Source organism: Micromonospora sp. NBS 11-29 (assembly GCF_002140155.1).
In the GTDB taxonomy this organism is placed as follows: domain Bacteria; phylum Actinomycetota; class Actinomycetes; order Mycobacteriales; family Micromonosporaceae; genus Micromonospora.
In genome coordinates this window covers 136,561-150,094 of sequence record NZ_NAPR01000003.1, presented here as the reverse complement: position 1 = coordinate 150,094, position 13,534 = coordinate 136,561, and the positions used below count along the sequence as shown (strand labels likewise).

Here is a 13,534-nt window from a genome sequence, read left to right as displayed (position 1 = left end):
CCCGACCCGCATACTTGTCGCCATGCTCTGGGGTGTCAGCGGGCCGATCTTCCTCCTCGACTACCTGGGCGCGGTCGTCGTGGCCGTCGCGGTCGCCCTGGCGGTACGCGAGTCGACCGGCCGCCGGACCCGCGGCGCGACACCCGACCGGGTCGAACTGGCGTACCTCACCGACCGGGCGCTGCTGGCCTGCCAGGTCGGTGTGGCCGCGCTGCGCCGCGCCGGCGGGGTGACCGTCGGCGAACTCGCCGTCCTGCACGCCGACGGCCCACCGCCGCCCCGACCGGCCGCGCTGGTGCGCGCCCTGCACACCGCGCTGCGCCGGCCGCAGACCTGGGCCGCGGTCCTGGCCGACCCCGACGTCGCGCGGGCGCTACGGCGGATGGTCGGCCGGCTGGTCCGCGACGGCTGGCTGCTCACCCCGGCGCAGCGGCGGCGCATCGCGCTGGGCACCCTTCCCCTGTTCGCGGTCGCCGCCGTCGGCGTGACCCGGCTGGTGGACAGCGCCGTCGAGGAACGGTCCGCCGGCGGCCCCGCCTCGGTCGCCGGGCTGCTGCTGTGCTGCCTGGCCACCGCGCTGGGCGGCTGGTGGCTGACCGAGGTGCCGGAGACCGGGGCCGCCGCCCGCCGCCTGCTGCGGAAGCTGCGACGCGAGCACGCCGACCTGGACCCGGAGCGCCGCCCCACCTGGGCAGGCCGGGACACCGACACGCTGCTGACCGCCATGGCGCTGTTCGGCCCCCGGCCGCTGCTCGCCGTCGACCCGGCCTTCGCCGTGCAGGTCGGCGTCGACCCCGAGCGTGACCGTCCCCGCCCGCAGCGCCGACCCGCCCACCGCTGAGCGGCCCCCTCGACGCGCGCCGCGGCCGCCGGTGCGGCAGAGTGGCCCCACAACTGCCGAGCAGGAGGTGGACCGTGGACGGCCCGACCGGGGTGGTGTTCCCCGCGACCGCGGACGGCCGGCGCAGCACGACCGCGCTGGGCCGCGCCGTGGTCGCCGACGCGCTGCGCGCGGTCGACCCGGTGGGCGCCCGCTCCGCCGAGCACGAAACCGACTGGCGGCGCGGCTACCTCACCCACTTCCGCCGCCTGGTCGAAGCCGGCCTGCTCTCCCGCGCCGCCGCGCTCACCATCGCCCGCGACGGGCTCGCCGCGCTGCACAGCCGCATGCGGTACGCCCCACCCGGCGGCGGCGTCGACATCCCGCTCGACGCGGCGCTCACCTCGACCGACCCGCAACCGCCACTGCGGACCGCCACCGTCACCGGGACCGGGCCGGTGGATCGGGAGCTGTCCCTGCCGTACCGGGGGCAACGCCTGCGCGGCGACGACCTGCGCCGCCGCCTCGACGCCTGGGCGCACGCGGGCGTGATCGAGCCCAGTTGCGCCGAGGCGGTCGGCGCGGTGCTGGCCAACCCCGACTGGCTGGACCTGCGCGACCAGCGGATCGTGGTGCTCGGCGCGGGTGCCGAGATGGGCCCGCTGCCGTCGGTGCTGCGCTGGGGCGGCGACGTGGTCGCGCTCGACCTGCCCCGCCCGGAGATCTGGCGGCGGGTGCTGCACACCGCACGACGCCACGGCGGCCGGCTGCACCTGCCGGTGCCGTCCGACGCCGGCGACGACGACGCGGCGCTCACCGCCGCCGGCGCGGACCTGCTGCACCGGCTGCCGCAGGTCACGCGCTGGCTGGCCGGCCTCGACGGCCGGCTCGTGCTGGGCAACTACGTCTACGCCGACGGCGCCACCAACGTGCGGGTGGCCACCGCCGTCGACGCGCTCACCGCCGAGCTGACCCGGCAACGCCCGGACACCGCGCTGGCGTTCCTGGCCACCCCCACCGACGTGTACGCGGTGCCCGGCGAGGCCGTCGCGCACGCCGAACGCGGGTACGCCGCCCGGGGCGCGACCCGCCGGTCACTGCGGCTGATCTCCGGCGGCCGGCTGCTGCGCCGCAACTACCCACCCGACGCCGACCCGGGGATCAACGACAGCCTGGTGCCCCAGCAGGGACCGAACTACGCGCTGGCCAAACGGCTGCAACGCTGGCGCGCGGCGGTCGCCCGTGACGCCGGCACCACGGTGTCGTTCACCGTCGCGCCACCCACCCGCACCCGCTCCGTGCTGCGCAACCGCGCGCTGGCCGCCGCGTACGCCGGCGCGCACCGCTTCGGCGTCGAGGTGTTCGAGCCGGCCACCAGCAACACGCTGATGGCCGCGCTGCTCGTGCACGACCTGCGCACCGGCGGCGGGCCGGCGCAGGACCACCCGTGGCGGGACGAAGCGTACGCGGCGGCGCACGGCGGACTGTGGCGGATCCCGTACGCGCCGCGCAGCGCGCTCGGCCTGGCCGTGCTTCTCGGCCTCGGCGGCGCCCGGGCCTGAGACAGGTTTCCTCGTCCGGCGCGACGGGAAGGCCCGGACATGGCCGAGACATTCGCGAACGAAGACCTGAAGACGTTGCGGTCGATGGCGCGCGGTGCCGGGATCCCGCAGGCCGATCGGCTGTCGCACGACGAGCTGGTCGAGGTGCTGCGCCGGGCCGGGCTGGCCGACGGCACCTCCGACGACTGGCCCGACCAGCCGATCGAGGACCCGGCGCACCTGGCTGTGCTGCCCCGCAGCTCGCTGCGGCAGGGCGACGAGAGCACCGGCGGCCGGGCCGCCGAGGACGCGCTCGGCCCCGACCCCGACGCCCGAGGCTGACCCCGCGCGGGCTCGGCCGTCCCCTGCCCGGCGTCATGAGCGTCGTCCCGGCGTCGAAGGCCCACCCGGAACCCGGGCACCTTCAGCGGCGCGAGGCGTGGGGGCCGTAACCCGGTGGCGTCCACCGGGGGCCGCACGCATGTCCGACTGGCGCGCCGGCTGTCCTATGCTCGCGCCATGCTGTCGCAGGTGACCGGGTTGTCCCGGCACTTCACCGAGGAGTCGCTGCGGGCCTACCTGCTGGCCCGGTCACAGCGGCTGCCCTCGGGCTGCCTGGTCGTGCGCGGCTACGGCGACCGGCGCGGGGCGCACCAGAAGCTCGCTGGCCGGGCGTGGGCGCACATCGCCGCGTACGTGGTCTTCGTCGGCGGCTACCGGCCGGACCTCGAAGTGCATCACGACTGCGGTGTCCCCGACTGCATCGAGCCGAGCCACCTGCGCCAGCTCAGCCACGCCGACAACTGCCGGGAGCGTCACCAGCGACCGACCTGTCGTAACGGGCACGACCGGGAGGTCGACCCCGCCACCGGTCGGTTTCGGAAGGTGTGCCGGCGCTGCAACGGCGACGCTCAGCGACGGTGGCGCGAGCGGCGCGCCGCCGAGGTGGCCGCCGCGAGGGCGGGCTATCGCCCCTGACTCGGGTAACCCGGTCGTCCGACGAGGTTGTGGGGGCTGGCCCATCCTGCTCCCGTGATCCTGAGTGGGACCAGGCGGCGGGTCTGACCATCNCCCCGCGTCGCTTCGCCCGCGCCCGAACCGGTGACGGCCTGTGGCTGGTGGCCGTCGGTGTCGAGGTGGGCGAGTTCGCCGTCGACGTCAACCGATACCGCGGTGCTCCGCGGACGAGCACGCCATCGCGTTCGTCGCGACGGTCAGGCACCGTGGACCCGCTTGTTCTGATCGCGTGTACACCAGCGTAAAGCCTTACGCACAAGAACTGTCATTATGATGCACCGTCGATTCGCGGCTTTTGCCCTGCCCTTTGCAGGATTGATGTAACCGGTAATTCGTTAATCAGCGACCGGGTAGGGGGCGCCGGTCGGGCGTGATCGGTACTACGGTTGTGCCGTCCTGCCCGGTCCAACTTCGGAGGTGTCGGTGGCGACGTCGTCGCGGGAGGTCGTCGAGCGGGTCCTGCGCGCCGGCCGCGAACAGGACATCGACACGTTCGTGGCGTCAATGGCCCCGGACGGATACATCGAGTGGCCGTTCCGGCCCGCGGGCGTTCCTGGGCGGGTGCGGGGGCACGAGGAGATCCGCCGGCACCTCACCGAGACGGCCGGGACGCTGATCACCGTCCACGAGCACCGCGCCGTGGTGACCCACGAGACCACCGATCCCGAGGTGGTCGTCGTGGAGTACGAGGCCGTGGGCGCCGTCGTCGCGACCGCCGCGCCGTTCACGCAGACGGTGATCGCGGTGTTCCGGGTCCGGAACGGCCAGATCGTGTCGTACCGCGACTACATCAACCCGCTGCCCCTGATGGCGGCGCTGGCCGGCGGCGACAGCGCACGCTGAGGCGGACGGGAGAGCACACCGGATGGCATCGGACAGCCGGCTGCGGCACTCGTCGTCGTTCGGCGCGGCGGCGACCGCATACGCCGAACACCGCCCGGACTACGCCCAGGCCGCGGTGCGCTGGGCCCTGCACACCGCGCCCGGTCCCCGGGTGCTCGACCTCGGCGCCGGCACCGGCAAACTCACCGCCACGGTGACGGCCGTATGCGCGGACGTCACCGCGGTCGAGCCGGACCCGGCGATGCTGGCCGAGCTGCGGCGCGCGCTGCCGGGGATTCGCGCGCTGCCCGGCAGCGCCGAGGCGATCCCGCTGCCGGACGCGTCCGTCGACGCCGTGCTCGCCGGCAACGCCATGCACTGGTTCGACATGGCCGTCGCGGGCCCCGAGATCGCCCGGGTCCTCGCCCCCGGCGGCGTCCTGGCCGGCCTGTGGAACGTCCTCGACGACCGGGTCGACTGGGTCGCCGGGTTGGCCGAGGTCAGCGGCAGCGCGGCCGTCGGCCCCCGGGACACGCCCGCCGCCTGGCGCGTCGAAACCGCCCGGATGCATCTGCCGAAGACCGACGCGCCGGCCCGGTTCGGCTCGCCGGAGCAGGCCGAGTTCCCGCACGGGCAGCGACGCACCGCCGACTCGCTGGTGGCGACCCTCGCCACCCGGGCGGGGATGCTGGTCATGCCGGAGGCGGAACGCGCGGCCGCGCTCGGCCGGATCCGCGCGTTCCTGGCGAGCCGGCCGGAGACCGCGCACGGCGAATTCACCCTGCCGATGCTGACCTGCGTGCTGCGCGTACGACGCCGGTGAACGGCACGGACGTCCGCCGCGCCGCCGCGGCGATGACGGCCGTGCTGCTGCCGGTGGCGGCCCGGGACTGGACGGTCCGCGCCGGGGACCTNCCGGCCAGGTGGCCGGCCGCCCCGCCGACGGCTATCTCCCGTTCGACCTGCGGGTGCGCGCCGACGCGTCACCGGTCGAGGTGCTGTCCGTGGCGGCAGCCGCCGCCGGGGTGCTCGCCGCCGTGGTGGACACCGCCGACCCGGACGACCGGGCCTGGCACTGGGGTCCCTGCGATCCGGCCGGCTTCGCCGCGATGGGTGTGGCCGAGATCCTGCTGCACACCCATGACGTGACCCGAGGGCTCGACCTGAGCTGGTCGCCGCCGGCTGAGCTGTGCGCCGGGGTGGTGCGGCGGCTCTTCCCCGACGCGCCCGCCGGTGACCCGGCGCCGGTGCTGCTCTGGCTGACCGGCCGCGCCCCGCTGGGTGAGCTGCCGCGACGGACCGCCTGGACCTGGCAGGCCGCGCGCGGACCGGACGTCGACCTAAGCCGAGCCGCTCGGGAAGCACGAGGATGATTCGGCACCGGGCGGGACGGCTACGCTCTGGGCCACTCGGCGAAGGCACCGCGGAGCTCATCAATCTGCGCGGAGGTCAGGCGGTAAAGCGCGAAGACCGTGTCGGGTAACCGATCGAGCCGTCGGATCGCGTCATGGACCTCGTCATCGGTGAGATCAGGATCGGCGCGGCGACCGCTGGCGAGCACGTCATTCCGGCTGTAGCGTCTGAGGATTGCTGCGACGTCGATGTAGTCACGGGGTTGAGCCCGGGTGATCATGGCTGCAGCCTTGGTGCCGATGACATCGTCGAGATGCAGGACGGGGCCGATGTCGAGGACGACAGGGCTACTGCTGCGGGCGAACCGGACAAGCTGTACGCGGACGGCCTGCTCGTTGCGGTGGACCTCGAACTCGACCATGTCCTGATCGAACCCGTAGAAGACCTCATGCAACTCGGTCGGGTCGGCGATGGCGTCGACCTGAAAACCGGCATCGCCGAGGGCCGTGAGGACCGGCTCAGAGGCGGCTGCGACGCCGCCGTCGATATCGGTGAACAGGTCGATGTCCTCGGTGGGCCGGGCGACGACGCCGTGAGCGATCAGGGCTTGACCGCCGGCCAGCGCGAACCCGTGGCGAGCGGCCGCGGCAAGGGCGATCCGGGCGACGTCATGGTGAAACGGATCCGAAATGAGCGGCATCAGGCGGCGATGCCCTGAGCGCGCAGCACCGGGTGGCGCTCCTCCCAGGCGCGGCGGACACCGCGAGGTAGGTACAGCGCCGGCCAGAGGCGCGTGAGGGTCGGCCCGTGCAGCCAGGTCTGCAGTTCCTCGATGCGAATGGCCTCCGTCAGCACCGTCTCGTACATCCAGGCCAACAGCCCGGGTCGGTCGAGGTCGACATGTCGGTCGGGCTGCCAAAACAAACGATGCGGCAGCTCGACGATCCCGCTGGTGGGGCCGTTCAGCTCGCTCAGGTGGTTCGCCACGACCGCGCGGCGCCCAGGGCGGGCCTCGTGGTGCCTACCTGAGCTGCGAAGGGAGCGAACCAGGTCCATGCGGACAGAATAATCCCCTTGACCCGCCTTCGAGGTCAGCGACGCCACCAGCGCCACCGGCGGCGAGCCCGGGTCGCCGGCTCGGCGGGCGGCTCCGGCGGCGCCGGGACGGCCGCGACGCGCTGCCGGTCGGCCCGCCAGCGGCGTACCGCCTCGTCGACGTTGACCGGGCGGACCACCACGCGGGGGCCGGTCGGGGTGCGCAGCCAGGACAGCACCTCGGCGTTGAGCCCGGCCACGTACGACCGCACGGCCTCCTCGGTCGGCAGGTCGCGCACCTCGGCGGGGAGCTGCTCGATGCGGCGGCGCAGCTGCAGCGGGGTGGGCAGCATCAGGTGGGGCGGGATCTGCTCGCGCTCCAGGAAGCTGCGGATCCACCAGCTCTCGTCGTAGGGCACCTCGCGGCCCGGGATCGGCTTGCCGGCGCCCGGCAGGTTGTCGAACTCGCCGCGTTCCTGGGCCGAGCGGATCTGCGCCTCGACCGTGGCATTCCAGCCGTTCATCCCCGCCACCTCCCGCTCCCTACCGTATCCGCCAACTCCGACGACGGTCGACGTCCGAGGACGCACCACGTACCCGAGGTGGTCAGCGTCCGGGGACGCCGGGGTGTTCCCCGGCGGCGCGTAGTGTTCCGCCGGTGGGAGCGGGTGGCGTGCGGGACTGGCTGGTCGGCCTCGGGGTGGCGGTGGCGTGCCTGGTGGCGAGCTGGGCGCTGCTGGTGTTGCTGGCCCGGCGGCTGCCGCCGGGGATCCTGCGTGACCTGGCCGCGTTCGTGCCCGACTGTCTGACCACGGTGCGGCGGCTGCGCCGCGATCCCCGGGTGCCCCGACGGGCCCGGATCGCGATCGTCGTCGCCGGGCTCTGGCTGGCCAGCCCGATCGACCTGATCCCGGAGTTCCTGCCGGTGATCGGCCCGCTGGACGACATCGTCGTGGTCGCGCTGGCGCTGCGCTACGCCGGCCGGCAGGTGCCCCGCCAGGTGCTGCTCGACGCGTGGCCGGGCGAGCCACGGCTGCTGCTGCGCCTGCTCGGCGCCGCCGGGCGGTGACGGCTCAGGGCAACCGGCGTACGTGTCGGTGGCCGTCGCGGGGAAACGGCGGGCGGGCCGGCACCACCTCGGCGAGGGCGTACCCGCTCTTCTCCGCCACCCGGCAGGAGGCCGGGTTGTCGACCTGGTGGAGCAGCTCCAGGAAGGCCAGGCCACCGGCGGCGAACCGGGTGCACGCCCATCCGGTGACCGCGTCGACGGCCCGGGGCGCGACGCCCCGGCCGCGGGCCGGGGCGGCCGTCCAGTAGCCGACCTCGGCGCTCGGGTGGCCCGGGCGGACCTCCTTGAGCACCACGCAGGCCACCAGCGACTCCCCCGCCGGCGTCGGCTCCAGCACCGCGAAGCTGAACCGGCGGCCGGCGGCCCAGCCCTGCCGGGCGCGGCGCAGGAACGCGCGCGCCTCGGCGCGGGTGGTCACCGGAAGCCTGGTCCAGGCGCGCAGCACCGGGTCCCGGTAGGCCTCCAGCAGCGCGTCGGTGTCGCCGTCGCGCCATGGCCGCAGCAGCAGCCCGGGCGCGGTCGGCGTGGCGGCGGCGGTCAGTACGACAGACATCTGCCGAGTGTCGCGCGTCACCGCCGAGCCCGCGAGACCGGATCCCCGGGATCGCGTCGCGCGGGTCAGCGCCGGGCTTCGCGCAGCACCGCCACGCCGCCGGGCGCCACGGTCACCGCGTCGGTGACCGGTTCGCCGGTGAGCAGTTCGTGCCCGGTGGCCGGCACCCGCTGGGTCCGGTCGGTGTGGTTGAGCAGGAACAGCCAGCTCTGGTCGCCGTCGCGGCGGCGGACCGCCTCCACGCCGGGCGGCGCGGCCGGGCAGGTCGCCTCGACGCCGGCCAGCCGGGCCGCATCGGTGAGCAGCCGACGGTAGGTGTCCTGGTCGGGTCGGGTGGAGACGTACCAGGTGTGGGCGTCACCGACCCGGTGGCGGGTGATCGCGGGACGGCCGTCGAGCACGCCGCCGAGGTAGCCGGTGACCGTCTCGGCGCCGGTCAGGTGCACCGTCTCCGACCAGATCCGGCCGGTCCCGCCGCCGGTCAGCGGCGCGCGCTCGTCGTCGGCGAGTGGGTGGAACTCCTCCACCCGCACCCCGAGCAGGTCCCGGTACGCGCCGGGGTAGCCGCCGAGGCGGATCCGGGCGTGGGTGTCGGCGACGCCGCTGAGCCAGGTGACCAGCAGGTGTCCACCGGCGTGGACGTGCCGGCGTACCCAGTCGACGGTGGCGTCGGCGGCCAGGTAGAGGGCGGGGAGCACGAGCAGCCGGCAGCCGTCGAGGGGGTCGCCGGGGGTGATGAGGTCGGTGGTGATGCCGGCGTGCCAGAGCGCGCGGTGCGCGGCGGCCACCTCGCCGGGGTGGTCGAGGCCGTCGCGGGGCATCCCGGGGTGGCGCAACGCCCAGCCGCTGGCGGCGTCGTACGCGATGGCGACGGCGGCCTGCACCCGGCCCGGCGTGGTCTCGGCGAGCCGGCCGAGCGCGGCGCCGAGGCGGGTGGCCTCCCGGAACACCCGGGTGTCCGCGCCGGCGTGCGACACCACTGCGGAGTGGAACCGTTCCGCGCCGCCGGCCGGCGCCCGCCACTGGAAGAACATCACCCCGGCGGAGCCGCGGGCGACGTGGGCCAGGCTGTGCCGGGTCATCCGTCCTGGTTCCTTGGTGTGCATCCGGCCGGGGACGTGGATCTGGTTGGGGGCGCTCTCCATCAGCAACCAGGGTGCGGGGCGGCCGGCGCCGTGACGGGCCCAGCCACGGGCGAGGTCGGCGGCGAGCGCGGTCTGTTCCTCCGCGCCGCCGTCGACGCGCGACGGGTAGTGGTCGACGGCCACCAGGTCCACCTCGCGCGCCCAGCGGGCGTGGTCCACCGGCACCCAGTCGCCGAGCACGTAGTTGGTGGTGATCGGCACCGCCGGGTTCGCCGCCCGCAGCAGGTCCCGTTGCTCGGTGTACGCGCACAGCAGGGTGTCGGACCAGAAGCGGCGGAAGTCGAGCAGTTGGCCGGGGTTGGCGAGGTACTGGGTGGCGCGGGGCGCGCCGACCTGCGCCCAGTCGGCGTAGTGCTGGCCCCAGAAGCTGGTCACCCAGGCGTCGTTGAGCGCGTCGAGGCTGCCGTGGCGCTCGCGCAGCCAGCGGCGGAACGCCGCCTCGGCGTGCGCGCAGTGGCAGGTGGTGCCGTACTCGTTGTGCACGCGCCAGAGTGCCAGCGCCGGGTGGTGGGCGTACCGGGTGGCCAGCACCTGGGCGATGCCGCGGGCCGCGGCGCGGTAGGCGGGCGCGGCGGCGCAGTAGGTGTCCCGGCTGCCGTGGTGCAGGCGTACCCCGTCGGCGGTGACCGGCATCGCGCCGGGATGGGCCGACGTGAACCAGGGCGGCGGCGACGCGGTGGGGGTGGCCAGGGCGACCTGGATGCCGTTGTCGTGCAGCAGGTCCAGCACCCGGTCGAGCCAGTCGAGGGTGTACCGGCCGGGGGCGGGTTCCAGGCGGGACCAGGCGAACACGCCGACGGTGACCAGGTCGACGCCGGCGGCGCGCATCAGGGCGACGTCGTCGTGCCACACCTCGGGCGGCCACTGTTCCGGGTTCCAATCCCCGCCGTACCGGAGCCGACCGTCGATCCAGAGCCCTTTAGTTGTCATCCCCGCCAAAGTAGGGAGCGGTGAGGAGCGAAGTCAACGGGTCCGATCATTGACAGTTAGTTGTGGTTCCAAAGAAACTGGCGGGACCGCCCGTGTCGCCGCGAGGAGACGCCCATGCCGTACCGCCCGCCCCTGGTTCCGTACGAGACGTTCGTGGCCGACCCGCCCGACCTGCCGGTCCGTGCCCCCGGCGAGGAGGGCGCCGACGACGTCGTGCGGGCGCGGGTGACGACGACTGACCCGCACGGCGTCACGCTCGCCGTCACCTGCGCCTCCGGGCGGGTGCTGGTCGCGCGCGTCGAGGCCGCCGGGGACGGGATCGTCCGGGTACGCCTCGCCGACGACCTGTCCGTGCGGGGCCGCTCCGTCCGGGCGCTGGCCCTGACCCGGCCGCGACCGCACCCGGCCGAGGTCACCGTCGACGACGCGTACGCGCGGGTGGACGCCGGCGGGGTGGTCGCCGAGATCCGCCTCGACCCGTGGGGGCTGCGGTTCCTCGCCGCGGACGGGCGGCTGCTGCTGGCCGGCGACGGCGGCACCCGGGACATCAGCGGCCGGCGGCGCACCCTGCCGCTGGGCCGCTCCACCGTCGACGGTGAGCCGGTGGCCTGGCACGAGAGCTTCGTCGCCCCCGGCGACGAGCGGTTCGTCGGCTTCGGCGAGAAGTTCACCCCGCTGGACAAGCGCGGCCAGCGCCCGCTGATGTGGAACTTCGACGCCTTCGGCGGCGAGTCCGACCGGTCGCACAAGAACGTGCCGTTCTACCTGTCCGACCGCGGCTACGGCGTGCTGGTCGACAGCGGCCTGCCGGTGCAGTTCGACGTGTGCGCCAGCACCCACAGCAGCGTGCAGATCCTCGTCCCGGACGACCTGCTCGACTACTACGTGCTGGCCGGCCCGACCCCGGCGGAGGTCCTCGACCGGCTCGACGCGCTGACCGGGCGGCCGTACCTGCCGCCGCGCTGGGCGTTCGGGGCCTGGATCTCCTCCGGGTTCTTTCCGGACAGCCAGCAACGCGTGCGGGAGCGGGCCCGGCTGATCCGCGAGCGGGACATTCCCTGCGACGTGCTGCACCTGGACTGCTACTGGCAGGTCGCCGGGCGCTGGTCGGAGCTGCGCTGGGACGAGCAGGCGTTCCCCGAGCCGGCCGGGATGCTCAAGGACCTCGCCGAGCAGGGCTTCCGGGTGTGCCTGTGGATGAACCCCTACCTGATGACCGACAGCCCGCTCTACGCCGAGGCCGAGGTCGCCGGCTACTTCCTGCGCCGCCCGGACGGCACGACGTACGTCGCGGACACCTGGCACGGCAGCTACCCGGTCTGCGCCATCGTGGACCTCACCAACCCGGCGGCGGTGCGCTGGTTCCAGGGCCTGCTGCGGCCGCTGCTGGCGCAGGGCGTCGCCGTGTTCAAGACCGACTTCGCCGAGGGGGTGCCCGCCGACGCGGTGGCGCACAACGGCATGACCGGCGTCGAGTTGCACAACGTGTACGCGCTGCTGTTCAACGACGTGGTCGCCGACGTCACCGAGGAGGCGGCCGGGCACCGTACGGTGTGGGCACGCTCGTCGTACCTGGGCGGGCAGCGGCACAGCGCGCAGTGGAGCGGCGACGTCAACGCCACCTGGCCGGGAATGGCCAGCACGCTGCGCGGCGGGCTGTCCCACGGCCTGTCCGGGGTGCCGTTCTGGAGCCACGACACCGGCGGGTTCCACGGCACCCCCGAACCCGAGCTGTACGTGCGCTGGACCCAGTTCGGCGCGCTGTCACCGCTGGTGCGCCTGCACGGCACCACCAGCCGGCTGCCCTGGGACTTCCCGCCCGAGGCGGAACGGCATGCGGTCGCGGCGCTGCGACTGCGCTACCGGCTGTTGCCGTACCTCTGGTCGGCGGCGGTGGCCGCGGCCCGCACCGGTGCCCCGATGATGCGGGCGCTGCTGGTCGACACCCCGCAGGACCCGACCGCCTGGGCCACCGACCTGCAGTACCGCCTCGGCGTCGACCTGCTGGTGGCCCCGGTGCTCGACCCGTCCGGGCAACGCGCCGTCTACCTGCCGGCCGGCGACGACTGGCTCGACGCGGCCACCGGTGAACGCCACGCCGGCGGCCGGCACCTGCGGGTGGACGTGCCGATCGACCGGCTGCCGCTGTACGTGCGACACGGCGCGCTGGTCCCGGTGGTCGCGGCCGCGCCCACCGTCGCCGAGGGACCGTTCCGCGACGTCACGCTGGTCGCCTGGGGCGGCACCGACGGCGTGGCCGTGGTGCACGACCCCGACGGCGACACCACCATCACCGCCACCTGCGACGGCGACACCCTGCGGGTACGCGTGGACGGGCCGCTGGACGTCCGCCGGGTCAGCGTGGTCGGGGCGGACGCGCCGCGCCGGGTCGTGCTCGACGGCGAAGCGGTGCCGGTGACCCCGTTCGAGCCCTGGTTCGGCGACGGGCACCGCCACGCGGGCGGCGCGCCGATTTAGTTTAAGCTTTAGCCGAACCCGACGGTCGCGGCGCAGGAGGCGGGCAGTTCGTGATCAGCATCGACCGGTCGTTCCAGACGGCCGACCTCGGCGACGTGCGGGTGGCCAACCGGGCCGCGGTGCTGCGTCACGTCCGGCTGCACGCCCCCTGCTCCCGCGCCGACGTCGCGGCGCGCACCGGCCTGAACAAGGCCACCGTCTCCAGCCTGGTCGGCGAGCTGGTCGAGCACGGGCTGCTGCGCGAGACCGGGCTGACCGAGAACCGGGTGGGCCGGCCGGCCACCATGCTCGTCCTCGACGGCTCCCGCTACGTCGGTCTCGGCCTGCAGGTCGGCGCCGACGAGCTGGTCGTGGTCGCCGCCGACCTCGCCGGCGAGCGGCTGCTCACCTGGCGACGCGCGTTCGCCGCCGCCACCGCCGGCCCGGACGAAACCGTACGCGCGCTCGCCGCGCTGGCCCGCCGCGCGAGCACCCGGGTCACCGGCGCGGGCCGCACGGTCCTCGGTCTCACCGTCGGGGTGCCCGGTCTGGTGGACGCCGACGGCGCGGTGCCGGCGGCGCCGGCGCTCAGCTGGCGGGACGTGCCGCTCGCCGCCGAGCTGCGCCGCGCGTTGCGTGACCCGGGCTTCCCCGTCGGCGTCGACACCGACGCCAACCTCGCCGTCTCGGCCGAGCTGCGCCACGGCCCGTACGCCGGCACAGGCGACCTGGTGTTCCTCACCGGTGGGCTGGCCGTCGGCGCCGGCCTGGTCAGCGGCGGCCGGCTGCTGC

At 74.8% G+C, this 13,534-nt stretch carries 14 protein-coding genes and 1 pseudogene; 10 read left to right on the top strand and 5 right to left on the bottom strand.

What is annotated here, in order from left to right:
• The 7 genes and pseudogenes from B1205_RS01920 to B1205_RS01890 all read left to right on the top strand — a co-directional run.
• On the top strand, positions 1-841 hold an 841-nt coding region (locus B1205_RS01920), incomplete at its 5' end, for a TIGR04222 domain-containing membrane protein (RefSeq protein WP_254909641.1).
• Positions 842-915: 74 nt separating this feature from the next.
• Positions 916-2,382, top strand: a complete 1,467-nt coding sequence (locus tag B1205_RS01915; protein ID WP_089154031.1) for a hypothetical protein — start codon at positions 916-918, stop codon at positions 2,380-2,382.
• A 39-nt stretch (positions 2,383-2,421) separates the two neighbouring features.
• Positions 2,422-2,703, top strand: coding sequence for a hypothetical protein (locus tag B1205_RS01910; protein WP_089154030.1), 282 nt, complete (start codon positions 2,422-2,424; stop codon positions 2,701-2,703).
• Between the two features lie 177 nt (positions 2,704-2,880).
• On the top strand, positions 2,881-3,339 hold the full coding sequence (locus tag B1205_RS01905) for an HNH endonuclease (protein WP_089154029.1): 459 nt from the start codon (positions 2,881-2,883) through the stop codon (positions 3,337-3,339).
• A gap of 435 nt (positions 3,340-3,774) precedes the next feature.
• Positions 3,775-4,221: a nuclear transport factor 2 family protein gene (locus tag B1205_RS01900; RefSeq protein WP_254909695.1), complete on the top strand. Its 447-nt coding sequence runs from the start codon at positions 3,775-3,777 to the stop codon at positions 4,219-4,221.
• 22 nt (positions 4,222-4,243) lie between these two features.
• Positions 4,244-5,023: a class I SAM-dependent methyltransferase gene (locus tag B1205_RS01895; protein WP_089154028.1), complete on the top strand. Its 780-nt coding sequence runs from the start codon at positions 4,244-4,246 to the stop codon at positions 5,021-5,023.
• Positions 5,020-5,573, top strand: a pseudogene (locus tag B1205_RS01890) (hypothetical protein). Before B1205_RS01895 ends, B1205_RS01890 begins: the two are co-directional and overlap by 4 nt.
• A 20-nt stretch (positions 5,574-5,593) precedes the next feature.
• On the opposite strand, the gene B1205_RS01885 reads toward B1205_RS01890, so the two are convergent.
• The 3 genes from B1205_RS01885 to B1205_RS01875 are packed head-to-tail and all read right to left on the bottom strand — an operon-like array spanning position 5,594 to position 7,112.
• Complete coding sequence (locus B1205_RS01885) at positions 5,594-6,253, bottom strand: nucleotidyl transferase AbiEii/AbiGii toxin family protein (RefSeq protein WP_089154027.1); 660 nt, start codon at positions 6,251-6,253, stop codon at positions 5,594-5,596.
• Positions 6,253-6,609 carry a hypothetical protein gene (locus tag B1205_RS01880; protein WP_089154356.1) on the bottom strand — a complete coding sequence of 119 codons (357 nt, stop codon included), beginning with the start codon at positions 6,607-6,609 and terminating at the stop codon, positions 6,253-6,255. Before B1205_RS01880 ends, B1205_RS01885 begins: the two co-directional genes overlap by 1 nt.
• Positions 6,610-6,644: 35 nt before the next feature.
• On the bottom strand, positions 6,645-7,112 hold the full coding sequence (locus tag B1205_RS01875) for a J-domain-containing protein (protein ID WP_089154355.1): 468 nt from the start codon (positions 7,110-7,112) through the stop codon (positions 6,645-6,647).
• Positions 7,113-7,261: 149 nt separating this feature from the next.
• Between B1205_RS01875 and B1205_RS01870 the strand changes: the two genes are divergently transcribed.
• Entirely contained in the window at positions 7,262-7,657 is a 396-nt protein-coding gene (locus tag B1205_RS01870) for a YkvA family protein (RefSeq protein ID WP_089154026.1), read from the top strand.
• Between the two features lie 4 nt (positions 7,658-7,661).
• Here B1205_RS01870 and B1205_RS01865 read toward each other — a convergent pair whose 3' ends face one another.
• Positions 7,662-8,210 (bottom strand): GNAT family N-acetyltransferase, encoded by a 549-nt coding sequence (locus B1205_RS01865; protein WP_089154025.1) that lies wholly within the window; start codon positions 8,208-8,210, stop codon positions 7,662-7,664.
• Positions 8,211-8,275: 65 nt separating this feature from the next.
• Positions 8,276-10,285, bottom strand: coding sequence for a beta-galactosidase (locus tag B1205_RS01860; protein WP_089154024.1), 2,010 nt, complete (start codon positions 10,283-10,285; stop codon positions 8,276-8,278).
• 114 nt (positions 10,286-10,399) lie between these two features.
• Between B1205_RS01860 and B1205_RS01855 the strand changes: the two genes are divergently transcribed.
• Together B1205_RS01855 and B1205_RS30710 are read left to right on the top strand one after the other, a co-directional pair.
• Entirely contained in the window at positions 10,400-12,763 is a 2,364-nt protein-coding gene (locus tag B1205_RS01855; RefSeq protein ID WP_089154023.1) for a TIM-barrel domain-containing protein, read from the top strand.
• Positions 12,764-12,813: 50 nt separating this feature from the next.
• On the top strand, positions 12,814-13,534 hold a 721-nt coding region (locus tag B1205_RS30710; protein WP_254909639.1), incomplete at its 3' end, for an ROK family transcriptional regulator.

What these genes read in the sequence shown, in the direction of transcription:
- B1205_RS01910 (WP_089154030.1), top strand. Translation starts at nt 2,422, where the DNA reads ATGGCCGAGACATTCGCGAACGAAGACCTGAAGACGTTGCGGTCGATG.
- B1205_RS01905 (WP_089154029.1), top strand. Translation starts at nt 2,881, where the DNA reads ATGCTGTCGCAGGTGACCGGGTTGTCCCGGCACTTCACCGAGGAGTCG.
- B1205_RS01895 (WP_089154028.1), top strand. Translation starts at nt 4,244, where the DNA reads ATGGCATCGGACAGCCGGCTGCGGCACTCGTCGTCGTTCGGCGCGGCG.
- B1205_RS01885 (WP_089154027.1), bottom strand. Translation starts at nt 6,253, where the DNA reads ATGCCGCTCATTTCGGATCCGTTTCACCATGACGTCGCCCGGATCGCC.
- B1205_RS01880 (WP_089154356.1), bottom strand. Translation starts at nt 6,609, where the DNA reads ATGGACCTGGTTCGCTCCCTTCGCAGCTCAGGTAGGCACCACGAGGCC.
- B1205_RS01875 (WP_089154355.1), bottom strand. Translation starts at nt 7,112, where the DNA reads ATGAACGGCTGGAATGCCACGGTCGAGGCGCAGATCCGCTCGGCCCAG.
- B1205_RS01865 (WP_089154025.1), bottom strand. Translation starts at nt 8,210, where the DNA reads ATGTCTGTCGTACTGACCGCCGCCGCCACGCCGACCGCGCCCGGGCTG.
- B1205_RS01860 (WP_089154024.1), bottom strand. Translation starts at nt 10,285, where the DNA reads ATGACAACTAAAGGGCTCTGGATCGACGGTCGGCTCCGGTACGGCGGG.
- B1205_RS01855 (WP_089154023.1), top strand. Translation starts at nt 10,400, where the DNA reads ATGCCGTACCGCCCGCCCCTGGTTCCGTACGAGACGTTCGTGGCCGAC.